Source organism: Angustibacter luteus, assembly GCF_039541115.1.
GTDB classification, from domain to species: Bacteria; Actinomycetota; Actinomycetes; order Actinomycetales; family Angustibacteraceae; genus Angustibacter; species Angustibacter luteus.
Map to the genome: position 1 here is coordinate 753,391 of NZ_BAABFP010000002.1, position 11,996 is coordinate 765,386.

Genomic DNA, 11,996 nt, shown 5'->3' on the forward strand with positions numbered 1-11,996 from the left:
AACGGATCGGGCTCCCGCCTATCCGTCGATACCCCCGTGCCCGAAAGGACCCCCATGGCTGTCATCGCCACCATCTCCAGCAGTCCCTCCCCCACCTCCAGGACCGACGCCGTGCTCGCGGACGTGACCCACCGCCTGCAGCGCGACGGGCACGTCGTCGTCCCGATCGTGCTGCGAGACCTCCCCGCCCAGCCACTGCTGCACGGGGTCGCGGACGACCCGGCGGTCGCCGCCGCAGTGGCCGCACTCGAGGCGGCCGATGCCGTCGTCGTCACCACTCCGGTCTACAAGGCGGCGTACAGCGGGCTGCTCAAGACGTTCCTCGACCTGTTGCCGCAGTTCGCGTTGCGCGGCAAGGTCGTCCTGCCGCTGGCCACCGGCGGTGCCCAGGCCCATGTGCTGGCCGTCGACTACGCCCTGCGGCCCGTGCTGGCCAGCCTGGCGCCGAGCGCCATCACCCCCGGGTGGTTCGTCCTGGCCTCCCAGGTCACCGTCTTCGACAGTGGCGATGCCGTCATCGACGAGGACGCCGCGCGACCCCTGCGCGAGGTGACCGGCATCTTCCTCGATGCCGTCGCCGGCGCTTCTCTGCTCACCGTGCCAGCCGCTCGCCGCGAAGCGGTCGCGTGATGCGCCGCCTTGCGGTCCTTGCCGCCACCATCGCCGCCTCCATCGCCGGCACGCTCGCCCTCGGCACGCTCGCCGCCTGCTCGCTGCCCACCAGCGAAGCCAGCGAATCCAGCGACGGCAGTGGCGGTGTCACGCTCCGGTACCAGGGCAGCGCGAACTCCGTGAGCCTGCCCGAGCTCGCGGCCGACCTGGGCTACCTCCCCACCGTGAAGCTGAAGTGGGTCGGCAACACGATCAGCGGCCCGCAGGACATCCAGTCCGCGGCGACCGGTCAGACCGACTTCGGCGGCGCCTTCGCCGGTGCCGTGGTGAAGCTCATCGACGCCGGCGCCCCGGTCAAGGCCGTCGTGAACTACTACGGCGAGGACGCCAAGTCCTTCAACGGGTTCTTCGTGCTCGACGGGAGCCCCATCCACTCGCCCCGCGACCTGATCGGCAAGAAGATCGCCGTCAACACCCTGGGCGCGCACGCCGAGGCCGTGATCGACACGTACCTGCAGCAGAACGGACTCAGCACCAGCGAGATCAAGCAGGTCCAGCTCGTCGTGCTGCCGCCCAACGACACCGAGCAGGCGCTGCGCCGCGGCCAGATCGACGTCGCCACCCTCAGTGGGGTGCTGCAGGACCACGCCGTCGCCTCCGGCGGCGTCCGGTCGCTGTTCAGCGACTACGAGCTGTTCGGCGCGTTCAACGGTGGCCAGTACGTGCTGCGCGACGACTTCATCGCGAAGCACCCGGCAGCGGCTAGGGAATTCGTCTCGGGGGTGGCGAAGGCCATCGAGTGGGAGCGCGCCACCCCGCGCAAGGACGTGATCGCCCGCTTCACCGAGATCATCAATCGGCGCGGCCGGAACGAGAAGACCGACAACCTCCAGTACTGGAAGAGCGTGGCCATCCCGTCGAAGGGCGGCGCGATCAGCGACGTCGACTTCACCCGCTGGCAGGCCTGGCTGGAGCAGTCCGGCATCGTCGGCCGGGGTGAGCTGAAGCCGGGCGAGCTGTACACCAACGAGTTCAACGCGCTCGCCCCCGGCGGTGGCTCATGACGGCCAAGATCTGCCTCCGCTCGGTGACCAAGGAGTTCCTGGTCCGCCCCAGCAGGGGTCAGTCCGCGGGCAGCGTGCTGCGCGCACTGGAGGACGTCACCCTCGACGTCCCCGACGGCCAGTTCCTCACCCTGGTCGGGCCGAGCGGGTCCGGCAAGACCACGCTGCTCGACCTCCTCGGCGGGCTCAGCTCCCCGACGTCGGGCGAGGTCCTGGTGGACGGGGCGCGCGTCGCGGGACCCGGACTGGACCGCGGCATCGTGTTCCAGCAGTACGCCCTCTTCCCGTGGCGCACCGCGCTGGCCAACGTGGAGTTCGGTCTCGAGCAGCAGCGGCTGCCCCGACGCGAACGCCGTGAACGGGCTCGCCAGCACCTCGACCTGGTCGGCCTGAACGGCTTCGAGGACCGCTACCCGCACGAGCTGTCCGGGGGGATGAAGCAGCGCGTCGCCATCGCCCGGAGCCTGGCCTACCAGCCCAGCGTCCTGCTGATGGACGAACCGTTCGCTGCCCTCGACGCCCAGACCCGCGAGCAGCTGCAGGACGAGCTGCTGCGGATCTGGCGGACCACCGCGACGACCGTCGTGTTCATCACCCACGGCATCGAGGAGGCCGTCTACCTCGGGCAGCGGGTGGCCGTGCTGAGCTCGCGCCCGGGCCGGCTCAAGGCCCTGGTGGACGTCGACCTCGGCGACCGCGCCCTCGCTCAGGACGGGGCAGACCTGCGCGCCGATCCGCGGTTCGTGGAGTACCGCCACCAGATCTGGGCGCTGCTGCACGACGAGGTCCGACGCGCCCAGGACGCCGGGCACCGCAAGATCCAGCCCGACGGCACCGAGAGGGCGGCCTGATGAGCACCGTGACCCTGGACCAGCAGCAGGGCGTCGACCGGTCGGCTGCGGACGCCTCGACGTCGAACCCGCCCCCGGTCGCCGCACCGGCCCACGGGAGATGGCGCGAGGTCGGCCGGCGAGGTCTGCGGCGGGCCCTGCGGGTGGCGTGGCACTCGGCCGCCCTGGTCGCCTTCCTGGTGCTGTGGGAGCTGGCGCCGCTGTACCTGATGGACTCCTCCCGACGCGTCTTCCTGCCGCCGCTGCACCAGGTGCTGCAGGCGACGTGGGGGCTGATCGAGACCGGTCAGCTGCAGCAGCACCTGGCGGCCAGCCTGACCCGCGCGGTGCTGGGCTTCGGCTTCGCCGTGGTCGCCGGGATCAGCCTCGGCCTGCTGGTGGCCTGGTACGAGCCGCTGCGCCAGCTGATGACCCCGTTGCTGGAGCTGTTCCGCAACACCGCCGCGCTGGCCCTGCTGCCCGTGTTCGTGCTGCTGCTGGGCATCGGCGAGGTGAGCAAGGTGGCGATCGTCGCGTACGCCAGCTTCTTCCCGGTGCTGCTGAACACCGTCGCGGGCGTGCGCACGGTCGACCCGCTGCTGGTCCGGGCCGCCCGGTCGCTGGGTCTGTCCAGCGTCCAGCTCTTCCGCAAGGTGATCCTGCCCTCGGCGGTCCCCACGATCTTCACCGGCATCCGGATGGCCGGCACGGCCTCGATCCTCGTGCTGATCGCCGCCGAGATGGTGGGGGCCAAGGCAGGCCTGGGCTACCTGATCGTCAACGCGCAGAGCAGCTTCCAGATCCCCGACATGTACGCCGGCATCCTCACCGTCTCGGTGCTCGGGCTGCTGGTCAACGTCGGCCTGGTCCGGCTCGAGCGGCACTTCTCCCGCTGGCGCGTCGACGCCACCACCCGTTGACAGCCGCTGAACCTACCCCTGAGAGGACGCAAACCCATGAGCAGCACCGAATCCGCCCCGCGAAGACTGCACCTGAATGCCTTCATCATGGCCAACGGGCACCACGAGGCGGCCTGGCGGCACCCGGCCGTCGACCCGCGCGCCGCCCTGACCCTGCAGCACTACGTCGACATCGCCCGGACCGCCGAGCGCGGCCGCCTGGACTCGATCTTCCTCGCCGACGCCGTCGCCCTGCACGGCAACGTGAAGCACAACACGCACAGCGCGTTCGAGCCGCTGACCCTGCTGTCCGCGCTGGCGGCCTCGACGCAGCACGTCGGGCTGATCGCCACCGCGTCCACCACCTACAACCACCCGTACACGCTGGCCCGGGCGTTCGCCTCGCTGGACCACCTCAGCGGTGGCCGGGCCGGCTGGAATATCGTCACGTCGGCCGGGCAGGACGAGGCGCTGAACTTCGGCCTGCCCGGACGGCCGGACGGCCGGTACGCCCGGGCCACCGAGTTCGTCGAGGTCACCACGGCACTGTGGGACAGCTTCGACGACGCGGCGGTGCTGGCCGACAAGCGCACCGGGATCTACGCGGACACCGACCTGATCCGCCCCGTCGACCATCACGGCGAGCACTTCGACGTCCGCGGTCCGCTGAACATCCGACGGCCGGTCCAGGGGTATCCCCTGCTCGTGCAGGCGGGTTCGTCCGAGGCGGGCAAGGAGTACGCGGCCCAGTTCGCGGAGGCCGTCTTCACCGCGCAGCAGACCCTGAACGACGGGCGAGCGTTCTACGCGGACCTCAAGGGCCGGTTGGCGAGCCACGGACGGCGCCCGGCCGAGCTGCTCGTCCTCCCCGGGATTAGCCCGGTGATCGGCCGAACCGAGGCCGAGGCCCACGCCAAGGAGGCCGAGCTCACGGCGCTGATCAGTCCGGCGTACGGACTGGCGCAGCTGTCGGCGATGCTCGACACCCGGCTGACCGAGGCCGACCTGGATGGCCCGCTGCCGGACGTCGGCACCGCCACCGAGGGCAACCAGAGCCGGTTCACCCTGGTCACCGACCTGGCCCGGCGCGAGTCGCTGACCGTCCGCCAGCTGATCGAGCGGCTGGCCGGCGGCCGGGGCCACCGGGTCTTCGCCGGCACTCCGGAGCAGGTGGCGGACCAGATCGAGGAGTGGTTCACCGGCGGGGCGGCGGACGGCTTCAACGTGATGCCGCCGACGCTGCCCGGCGGCCTGACCGACTTCGTCGACCTCGTCGTCCCCGAGCTCCAGCGTCGGGGCCTGTTCCGCACCGAGTACGAGGGCTCGACCCTGCGCGAGAACTACGGGCTGGCCAGACCGGCCAACCGCCTGCACCACAACCAGAAGGAGACCGCAGCATGACCACCATCGCCACCGACCGAGACGTCCGCCGGCTCACCGGCCGCATCGGCGCCGAGATCCTCGGGGTCGACATCACCCGACCCCTCGACGCCGAGACCGTGTCGTTCCTGCGCACCGCGCTGCACGAGCGCAAGGCACTCGTCTTCCGGAACGCACCGCTGGACGACGACGGCCAGCAGCGTTTCGCCGCTCACTTCGGACCGCTGACCACGGCCCACCCCACGGTCGCGGCCGTCGAAGGCGCGCCGCGCGTCCTCCCGGTGGACAGCGAGCGTGGGGTGGCCAATCAGTGGCACACGGATGTCACGTTCGTGCAGGCCCCACCGTCGGCCACCACGTTGTCCAGCAAGGTCGTGCCCCCGTACGGCGGTGAGACGCTCATCGCCAACACCGGAGCCGCCTACCGCGCCCTGCCCGAACCGCTGCGCGCGTTCGCCGACACGCTGTGGGCGGTGCACACCAACGACTACGACTACGCGCAGCCGCCGGAGGACGAGGACGACGCGGTGCGCGAGCGGCGGGCCGAGTTCACCTCGACCACGTTCGAGACCGCCCACCCCGTGGTACGCGTGCACCCGGAGACGGGCGAGCGGGGGCTGTACATCGGCGGTTTCGCTCAGCGGATCGTCGGGCTGGGCAAGAGTGAGAGCCGGGACGTGCTCCGGCTGCTGCAGGCGTACGTGACACGACCGGAGAACGTCGTGCGGGTGGCCTGGGAGCCCGACCAGGTGGTGGTGTTCGACAACCGGATCACCCAGCACTACGCGGTGGACAACTACGACGGCCTGGCCCGGCGGTTGCACCGTGTGACGGTGGCCGGTCCGGTGCCGGTGGGCGTGAACGGCGAGACGAGCCGCGCCATCCGGGGCGACGCCACGCACTACAGCGGAGGCCCCGCCTAGCTCGGCTACCGCCGGTGGGACGGACCCGTCGAAGCATCCGGGTCCGGCCCGTCGGCGGTCGGGGCGGCAGCGACCGCCGCAGCGGCCTCCCGCGCGGCAGCCAGCGCCTTGTAGTGGTGCCACCGGCGGAAGACCCAGGACGCCCCGACGGTGGCGTTGACGATCAGCAGGGCGGCGTAGACGACCTGGAAGACCACCAGGTCATGGTGGTTGGGCGAGCCGATCCAGGCCTCCGTGTTCGGCCACTCCAGCGACCAGCCGCTGCCGTTCAATCCCTGGGTGATCAGGATCGCCCAGCCGTACGACTGGTCCCACAGCGCGTGCAGGGTGACGATGCCGAGGCACGTCCAGACCAGGTTCCACGTGACGCGCAGCCGGCCGTCGGGACGGCTGGCTGCGAAGAGCGCGCCGCCGAACAGCGCGGTCCAGGTGATGTGGCCGAACGGCGCCAGGACCGCCCGGTTGATCTCGGTCTGCAGGATGTTGAGCACGGGGTGGTTCTGCTGGTGCTGGATCAGCGCGCTGAGCGCGTAGCCAGCACTCTCGAAGGCGGCGAAGCCCGCACCGACCGTGGCGCCGAACACCATGCCGTCGCGGGGTCGCCGGGTGGTCACCTTCCGCGCGACGAAGATGACCAGGAGCGCCTTGGTCGTCTCCTCGATGAGCCCGACCATGATGAAGGTGCCCTCGGCGGTCGGCAGCAGGTACGTCTCGACCAGCGCCGCGAAGACGACCCCGACCGAACCGCCCAGGATGAACGAGAGCATCAGCCAGTCCTCGGACAGCTGGTCCTCGCCCTCACGGGTGAGCGCAAAGACCACCATCGTGATGGGCACGAGGAAGCTGCCCATCAGGATCAGCGTCGGCACCAGGATGTCGTCCGCGGTGACGGCGGTGATCACTGCGCCGACGATCCAGATGAATGAGCCCAGCACGAGCACCCACACGAACGTGTAGCGGTGCACCGGGCGCGAGGAGTCCACCGTCACCTGTACTGCCTGATCAGTCATGGAGCCGAGCATCGCGCGGCGACGCGGGCGCGCACGTCACCCGTTGTGGATGACTCTCCCAGCCCGACGAGCCGCCGCCGAGACCGATCGGTCCTCGTTCATCCGCTATGTCCCTCCCGCTGGCCCATCCGGCGCTGCAGGCTCGGCCCCAGCGCGGCGGCCAGCCCGGCACAGGCGATCGACGCGACCAGCGCTCCGCCCCAGACCACCCAGCGACCGGCCTGCAGCGCGTAGGCGCCGAGGATCGGGCCGATGAACGCGCTGCCGCCGTAGGCGAGGCCGATGACGCCGTTGTAGCGGCCCCGCAGCCGGTCGGGGGAGATCGCGTTGATGAGCGTCGGCGCGACCGAGTTGACCCCGATCTCGCCGAGGCTCCAGACCGCGATGGTGCCTGCGTACGCCAGGGTGCTGTGGGCGAAGCCGGTGAGGAAGAAGCCGGCGCCCAGCAGGAGGATCGAGCCGACGTACAGCGGCACGGGCGGCAGCCGGCGCAGCTGCGGGAACGTGAACGGCTGCACCGCGATGATCACGACGGGGTTCACGGCGTACGCGAGGCCGTACCTGGCCGGCGAGAGGCCGTCCGCCCGCATGGCCAGCGGCAGCGCGACGTAGGCCTGGATGTAGACGCACGCCCCGACCAGGGTCAGCAGCCCGAGGGCCAGCAGCAGCCGGTCGCGCAGGACCTCGCCGTACCCGCTCGTGTCGTGCTCCTCGCGCGGCGCCCGCGACTCCGGCACCCCACGGGCCACGAGCACCGCGAACACGACGCAGGTGACCGCGTCCAGCAGGAAGAGCAGCCACCAGCCGCGCTCGGCCAGCAAACCGCCCAGGACACCACTGACGGAGACCCCCAGGTTCACCGCCCAGTAGATGAGCCCGAACGCCCGGGGGCGGTCGGCCGGCTCGACGATCTCGGCCACGGCGGCCGAGATGGCCGGGCGGTAGACGTCCATCGCGACGCCGAGCAGGAACGCGCACACCGCGATCTGCCACAGCTCGCGCGCCAGTCCCAGCGCGGCCAGCCCGGCCGCCGTGGCCAGCAGCCCCCAGATCAGCGTCGGACGGCGTCCGAACCGGTCGGCCAGCCAACCGCCGAGGACGGGTGAGACGAACAGGCCGGCGCCGAAGCACGACACGAGCGTGCCCGCCGTGGCCACCGACGTCCCGCGGCCACCCACGAGGTACAGCGACAGGAACGGCTGCACGAACTGGCCGACCCGGTTGACGATCGTGCCGGCGAACAGCACCCAGAACGGGCGCGGGAAGCCGCTGAAGGATCGGCCCCACCACGCCCGGACCCCGACCTGGGCCTGGAGGTTCTCGGACACGCGCCGACTCTAGGAGACACCTGCGACACGGAATTGACGCCAGCCAAGACTTAGGTCAGGCTTACCTAAGCCATCGAGGTGAGTCGGTGGCGCGACCACACCGACCGAGCAGGGGGACGACCAGCATGATCGTCTGCCACTGCAAGGTCGTGAGCGACCGCGAGGTCGTCGCCGCCATCCAGGACGGCGCCCGCACGGTGCGTCAGATCTGCGGCGCCAGCGGGGCCGGCAAGGACTGCGGCGGCTGCGTCTTCTCCCTGAAGCGACTCCTGTGCGAGCATGGGGCGGTCCTCAGTGCCGTCTCACCCGTGCCGGAGGCCGAAGGTGCAGCCTGTTGATTCCCGAGTCGTCGACCTGCTCAACGAAGCGCTCACGCTCGAGCTGACCGTCACCAACACGTACTTTCTGCACGCCCGCATGCTCGACAACTGGGGTCTGACCCGGCTCGGCAAGGTCTTCTACGACCTGTCGATCGACGAGATGCGCGATGCGGACGAGCTGATCAACCGCATCCTGATGTTCGACGGGCACCCCAACGTGCAGCGGCTGGGCGCGATCACCGTCGGCGAGGACGCGGAGGAGATGCTGCGCCTCGCCCTGGACGGCGAGAAGGGCGCGGTCGCGGCGTTCAACGCCGCCGCCCAGGAGTGCCACGCCCTCGGTGACCACGGCACCGCGGCCGTCTTCGAGGAGATGGTGCGCGACGAGGAGAAGCACGCCGACTGGTTCGAGAGCCAGCTCGACGCGATCGCCCGGGTCGGCGCACCCCAGTACCTGGCCCAGCAGATCTCGGCGGGCGAGGGCCCCGGTTAGCTCGACCCGGCTAGCGCCCGGCGGGCACCAGCTGCTCGACCGCCGCCACCACCTCGGCCACCTGCTCGAACACGCCCTCCTGCGCGACGTTCGGCATGTTCACGATGGCCTCGTCGATGCCCAGCTCCGCCAGCCCGGCGAGCTGGTCGACGACCTCCTGCACGCTCTGCCCCTCGGAGCCGCCGACGGACAGGTTCACGGTCCCGAGCGTCGTCCGGGTGATCTCGGCGTAGTCGCGCCCGACGTCGGCGCAGTGGCCCTGCAGCACGTCGAGCTTGTGCAGGATGCTGTCCCGGCCCGCCGAGAAGAGGTTGCAGGCGTCGGCGTACTGCGCGACCAGCCGCAGCGTCTTCCTCTCCCCCGACCCGCCCACCATGATCGGCGGGTGCGGCGTCGACAGCGCCTGCGGTGAGTTCAGTGGGCGCTCGAGCCGGTAGTGCTCGCCCTCGAACGCGGACTCGTCACCGGCCCACATCTGGTGCGCGATCCGCAGCGTCTCCTCCAGCAGCTCGAAACGCTCCGACGTCGACGGGAACGGGACGCCGAGACCGCGGTGCTCCTCCTCGTTCCAGGCCGCACCGATGCCCAACCACGCGCGGCCACCGGACAGCACGTCCAGCGTGGTCACGGTCTTCACCAGCAGCCCCGGGTGCCGGTACGTCACGCCGGTGACCAGCGTGCCCAGCCGGACCCGCTCGGTGACCGCGGCGAGGTGGGCGAGCGTCGTGTAGCCCTCGAGCATGTCCTGCTCGGGCGGGCCCATCATCGAGATCTGGAAGAAGTGGTCCATCACGAAGATGCTCGACAGCCCGGCGTCCTCCGCCTCGCGGGCCACCCGGCGCAAGGTGGGGCCGAGTGCGGTGGGGCCGTCGGGAAAGGTGAACCAGGGGATCTGCAGTCCGAGTCGCATGTCCCGAGTCTGCGCCCGATCAGTCGCGAGCGCGCGTCACCAGCTCGCTCACCAGTCGACACCGGCTGCGGCGAGCCCGGCCTCGATCTCCAGCCGGGCCACCGCGTTGAACGGCGCCTCCCCCGGCGGCAGCACCCCCACGGCGCGGCAGGTGTCGCACAGGACCAGGTCGTAGGCCCGGGTCGCTGACTGGAGCCGGTGGAACAGCGCGGGTGTGCGCCGGTCGCTGACCCGCAGCCGGGCGATCTCGTCGTCCAGCCGGTGCAGCGTGGCGCACAGGTGCTGCAGCGAAGGAGGCACGGGCGACGGCAACGGCACGACGCGAGCTCCCAGGGCGCTCAGCGACGCCGCGCCGACGCGCGTGAGGAGCTGCCCGCTGCGGGCCGCGATGCCCATGGTCCCCATGGTGCTCCCGTCGGGGTGGCCCTCGCCACCGTGTTAGGTCAACGCGTCGGATCTGCGAGAATCTTCCCTCGTGCCGACCCACCCGATCCGACTCGTCGTCCTGGCGGGTCCGTCGGGCAGCGGGAAGTCCCACCTGGCCGCCCGGCTCGGGCTGCCGGTGCTGCGCCTGGACGACTTCTACCGCGACGGCGACGACCCCGAGTTACCGCGCGCGTTCGGCATCGTCGATTGGGACGACCCGGCGTCCTGGGACTGCGAGGCGGCCGTGCGCTGTGCCACCGAGCTGTGCCGGACCGGCCGGGTCGACGTCCCCCGGTACGACATCCCGACGTCCCGGGCAGTCGGTCACTACCTGGTGGACTGCGCGGGTTCGCCCGTGGTCATCGCCGAGGGGATCTTCGCGGCCGAGGCGATCGGGCCGCTGCGGGACGCCGGGCTGGTCGCCGACGCGCTGTGCCTGACCCACCGGCCCATGGTGACCTTCGCCCGGCGGCTCGCCCGAGACCTGAAGGAGCGCCGCAAGCCGCCGCTCACGCTCGTCCGCCGGGGGTGGGGGCTGATGCGCGCCGAGCCCCAGATCGTCGCGCGGCAGGTCTCACTCGGCGCGACGCCGTGCACGCCGAAGCAGGCGGAGCGCCGCATCCGCACCCTGCTCAGCCCTGCTTGAACAGCAGCTGCGCGGCGGTCCCGGCGACCGTGCGCAGCGGTACCCCGCCGTCCGCCAGGCCGAACTCGATCAGGTCGTCGAACACGACCCGGTCCTTGGCCGAGGCCCGCGCTCCGGCGTCCAGCACGGCGGGCCACCGGTTCAGCCGCTGCAGCAGGCGGGCGTCGCGCAGGTGCCGCCCGAGCCGGCGGTGCAGCGCGTCGCGGTAGGCGCGCCCCGGGTCGGCGGCTGTGGCCGCCGCCCGGCCAGCCAGCGCACCCGAGACGACCGCCTGCATGATGCCCTCGCCGGACAGCGGGTTCACCAGACCGAGCGCGTCGCCGACCAGCAGCACCCGACCGTCCGGCAGCGGTGCGCGGCCCGGCGACAGCGGCAGGTGCGCGGCGCGGAGGTCCTGCACCGCCCCGAGCCCGGGCAGCAGCCGGTGCATCCCCTCGAGCAGCTGCTCGCGGGACACCGCCTCCCCCCGCAGCAGCTGCCCGTACCCCACGTTCGCGCGTCCGTCACCGATCGGGAACGACCACGCGTACGCCGGCCAGTGCGCCCGGGTCATCACGATCACCTGGGTGGCCTCGGACGCCGGGTCCGGCGGGTCCGCCAGTGGATCGGCAGTCGCGTAGCCGCGGATCGCGATCGCGGTCTGGCCCGCGGCCGGGTGCGGCGCTCCGATCGCACGCCGCACCGCCGACCCGACGCCGTCCGCGCCGATCAGCACCCGCGCGCGCAGACCCCCCTCCCGGGCGCCGTCGTCCAGGGTGACGCCGTCGCGGTCGACGTCGACCGTGCGAACCCGGTACCGACGCAGCTCGGCGCCGAGCCGGACGGCCTGCGCGACCAGCCGCGCGTCGAACACCTGGCGCGGAATGACGTGCACCGGTCGACCCATGCGTCCCTCGGTGACCGCCCCACCGGGTGAGGTCAGCCGGATCCGTTGCAGCGCAGGAAAACCCGCGGTCACCTCGGCGACGTCCACCCCGAGGTCGGCGAGCTGGGCCAGCACCTGGTCGGCGATCCCGTCACCGCACGCCTTGTCCCGCGGGAAGTGGGCGCGGTCCAGCAGCAGGACGCTCGCGCCCGCACGACGGGCCGCCACCGCAGCCGCGACCCCGGCCGGTCCGGCCCCGACGACGGCGACGTCCCACAGTTCGCTCATCG

At 71.6% G+C, this 11,996-nt stretch carries 14 protein-coding genes; 9 read left to right on the plus strand and 5 right to left on the minus strand.

Annotated elements, in window-relative coordinates; translation table 11 throughout:
- The first annotated feature begins 54 nt into the window (after nt 1-54).
- Genes ssuE through ABEB17_RS03580 form a run of 6 tightly spaced genes read left to right on the plus strand, consistent with a single transcriptional unit; the run spans nt 55 to nt 5,708 of the window.
- Nucleotides 55-630 carry an NADPH-dependent FMN reductase gene (gene ssuE / locus ABEB17_RS03555; protein ID WP_345715194.1) on the plus strand — a complete coding sequence of 192 codons (576 nt, stop codon included), beginning with the start codon at nt 55-57 and terminating at the stop codon, nt 628-630.
- On the plus strand, nt 630-1,676 hold the full coding sequence (locus ABEB17_RS03560) for an ABC transporter substrate-binding protein (protein ID WP_345715195.1): 1,047 nt from the start codon (nt 630-632) through the stop codon (nt 1,674-1,676). The genes ssuE and ABEB17_RS03560 overlap by 1 nt, the downstream gene beginning before the upstream one ends.
- Nucleotides 1,673-2,527 (plus strand): ABC transporter ATP-binding protein, encoded by an 855-nt coding sequence (locus ABEB17_RS03565; protein WP_345715196.1) that lies wholly within the window; start codon nt 1,673-1,675, stop codon nt 2,525-2,527. The genes ABEB17_RS03560 and ABEB17_RS03565 overlap by 4 nt, the downstream gene beginning before the upstream one ends.
- Nucleotides 2,527-3,426: an ABC transporter permease gene (locus ABEB17_RS03570; RefSeq protein ID WP_345715197.1), complete on the plus strand. Its 900-nt coding sequence runs from the start codon at nt 2,527-2,529 to the stop codon at nt 3,424-3,426. Before ABEB17_RS03565 ends, ABEB17_RS03570 begins: the two co-directional genes overlap by 1 nt.
- Before the next feature lie 36 nt (nt 3,427-3,462).
- Nucleotides 3,463-4,806: an LLM class flavin-dependent oxidoreductase gene (locus tag ABEB17_RS03575; RefSeq protein ID WP_345715198.1), complete on the plus strand. Its 1,344-nt coding sequence runs from the start codon at nt 3,463-3,465 to the stop codon at nt 4,804-4,806.
- Nucleotides 4,803-5,708, plus strand: coding sequence for a TauD/TfdA dioxygenase family protein (locus tag ABEB17_RS03580; RefSeq protein WP_345715199.1), 906 nt, complete (start codon nt 4,803-4,805; stop codon nt 5,706-5,708). The genes ABEB17_RS03575 and ABEB17_RS03580 overlap by 4 nt, the downstream gene beginning before the upstream one ends.
- 5 nt (nt 5,709-5,713) lie before the next feature.
- Here the strand turns inward: ABEB17_RS03580 and ABEB17_RS03585 are convergent, their stop codons facing one another.
- Together ABEB17_RS03585 and ABEB17_RS03590 are read right to left on the minus strand one after the other, a co-directional pair.
- Entirely contained in the window at nt 5,714-6,718 is a 1,005-nt protein-coding gene (locus ABEB17_RS03585; RefSeq protein ID WP_345715200.1) for a PrsW family intramembrane metalloprotease, read from the minus strand.
- Between the two features lie 98 nt (nt 6,719-6,816).
- On the minus strand, nt 6,817-8,046 hold the full coding sequence (locus ABEB17_RS03590) for an MFS transporter (protein ID WP_345715201.1): 1,230 nt from the start codon (nt 8,044-8,046) through the stop codon (nt 6,817-6,819).
- A 125-nt stretch (nt 8,047-8,171) separates the two neighbouring features.
- Here ABEB17_RS03590 and ABEB17_RS03595 point away from each other — a divergent pair, with 125 nt between their 5' ends.
- Entirely contained in the window at nt 8,172-8,384 is a 213-nt protein-coding gene (locus tag ABEB17_RS03595) for a (2Fe-2S)-binding protein (protein WP_345715794.1), read from the plus strand.
- Complete coding sequence (bfr, locus tag ABEB17_RS03600; RefSeq protein ID WP_345715203.1) at nt 8,371-8,859, plus strand: bacterioferritin; 489 nt, start codon at nt 8,371-8,373, stop codon at nt 8,857-8,859. The genes ABEB17_RS03595 and bfr overlap by 14 nt, the downstream gene beginning before the upstream one ends.
- 10 nt (nt 8,860-8,869) lie before the next feature.
- Here the strand turns inward: bfr and ABEB17_RS03605 are convergent, their stop codons facing one another.
- Both ABEB17_RS03605 and ABEB17_RS03610 read right to left on the minus strand, forming a co-directional pair.
- Nucleotides 8,870-9,769, minus strand: coding sequence for an LLM class F420-dependent oxidoreductase (locus ABEB17_RS03605; protein ID WP_345715204.1), 900 nt, complete (start codon nt 9,767-9,769; stop codon nt 8,870-8,872).
- A gap of 48 nt (nt 9,770-9,817) precedes the next feature.
- Nucleotides 9,818-10,165 carry a hypothetical protein gene (locus tag ABEB17_RS03610; protein ID WP_345715205.1) on the minus strand — a complete coding sequence of 116 codons (348 nt, stop codon included), beginning with the start codon at nt 10,163-10,165 and terminating at the stop codon, nt 9,818-9,820.
- A gap of 79 nt (nt 10,166-10,244) precedes the next feature.
- Between ABEB17_RS03610 and ABEB17_RS03615 the strand changes: the two genes are divergently transcribed.
- Nucleotides 10,245-10,841 (plus strand): uridine kinase family protein, encoded by a 597-nt coding sequence (locus tag ABEB17_RS03615; RefSeq protein WP_345715206.1) that lies wholly within the window; start codon nt 10,245-10,247, stop codon nt 10,839-10,841.
- Here the strand turns inward: ABEB17_RS03615 and ABEB17_RS03620 are convergent.
- Nucleotides 10,828-11,994 carry an NAD(P)/FAD-dependent oxidoreductase gene (locus ABEB17_RS03620; protein WP_345715207.1) on the minus strand — a complete coding sequence of 389 codons (1,167 nt, stop codon included), beginning with the start codon at nt 11,992-11,994 and terminating at the stop codon, nt 10,828-10,830. The genes ABEB17_RS03615 and ABEB17_RS03620 overlap by 14 nt on opposite strands.
- Nucleotides 11,995-11,996 lie beyond the last annotated feature (2 nt).

Bases quoted from the DNA above. Each gene is read 5' to 3' on its own strand.
- ABEB17_RS03585 (WP_345715200.1), bottom strand. From the start codon at position 6,718: ATGACTGATCAGGCAGTACAGGTGACGGTGGACTCCTCGCGCCCGGTG.
- ABEB17_RS03595 (WP_345715794.1), top strand. From the start codon at position 8,172: ATGATCGTCTGCCACTGCAAGGTCGTGAGCGACCGCGAGGTCGTCGCC.
- ABEB17_RS03570 (WP_345715197.1), top strand. From the start codon at position 2,527: ATGAGCACCGTGACCCTGGACCAGCAGCAGGGCGTCGACCGGTCGGCT.
- ABEB17_RS03560 (WP_345715195.1), top strand. From the start codon at position 630: ATGCGCCGCCTTGCGGTCCTTGCCGCCACCATCGCCGCCTCCATCGCC.
- ABEB17_RS03610 (WP_345715205.1), bottom strand. From the start codon at position 10,165: ATGGGCATCGCGGCCCGCAGCGGGCAGCTCCTCACGCGCGTCGGCGCG.
- ABEB17_RS03565 (WP_345715196.1), top strand. From the start codon at position 1,673: ATGACGGCCAAGATCTGCCTCCGCTCGGTGACCAAGGAGTTCCTGGTC.
- ssuE (WP_345715194.1), top strand. From the start codon at position 55: ATGGCTGTCATCGCCACCATCTCCAGCAGTCCCTCCCCCACCTCCAGG.
- ABEB17_RS03575 (WP_345715198.1), top strand. From the start codon at position 3,463: ATGAGCAGCACCGAATCCGCCCCGCGAAGACTGCACCTGAATGCCTTC.
- ABEB17_RS03605 (WP_345715204.1), bottom strand. From the start codon at position 9,769: ATGCGACTCGGACTGCAGATCCCCTGGTTCACCTTTCCCGACGGCCCC.
- ABEB17_RS03620 (WP_345715207.1), bottom strand. From the start codon at position 11,994: ATGAGCGAACTGTGGGACGTCGCCGTCGTCGGGGCCGGACCGGCCGGG.
- ABEB17_RS03580 (WP_345715199.1), top strand. From the start codon at position 4,803: ATGACCACCATCGCCACCGACCGAGACGTCCGCCGGCTCACCGGCCGC.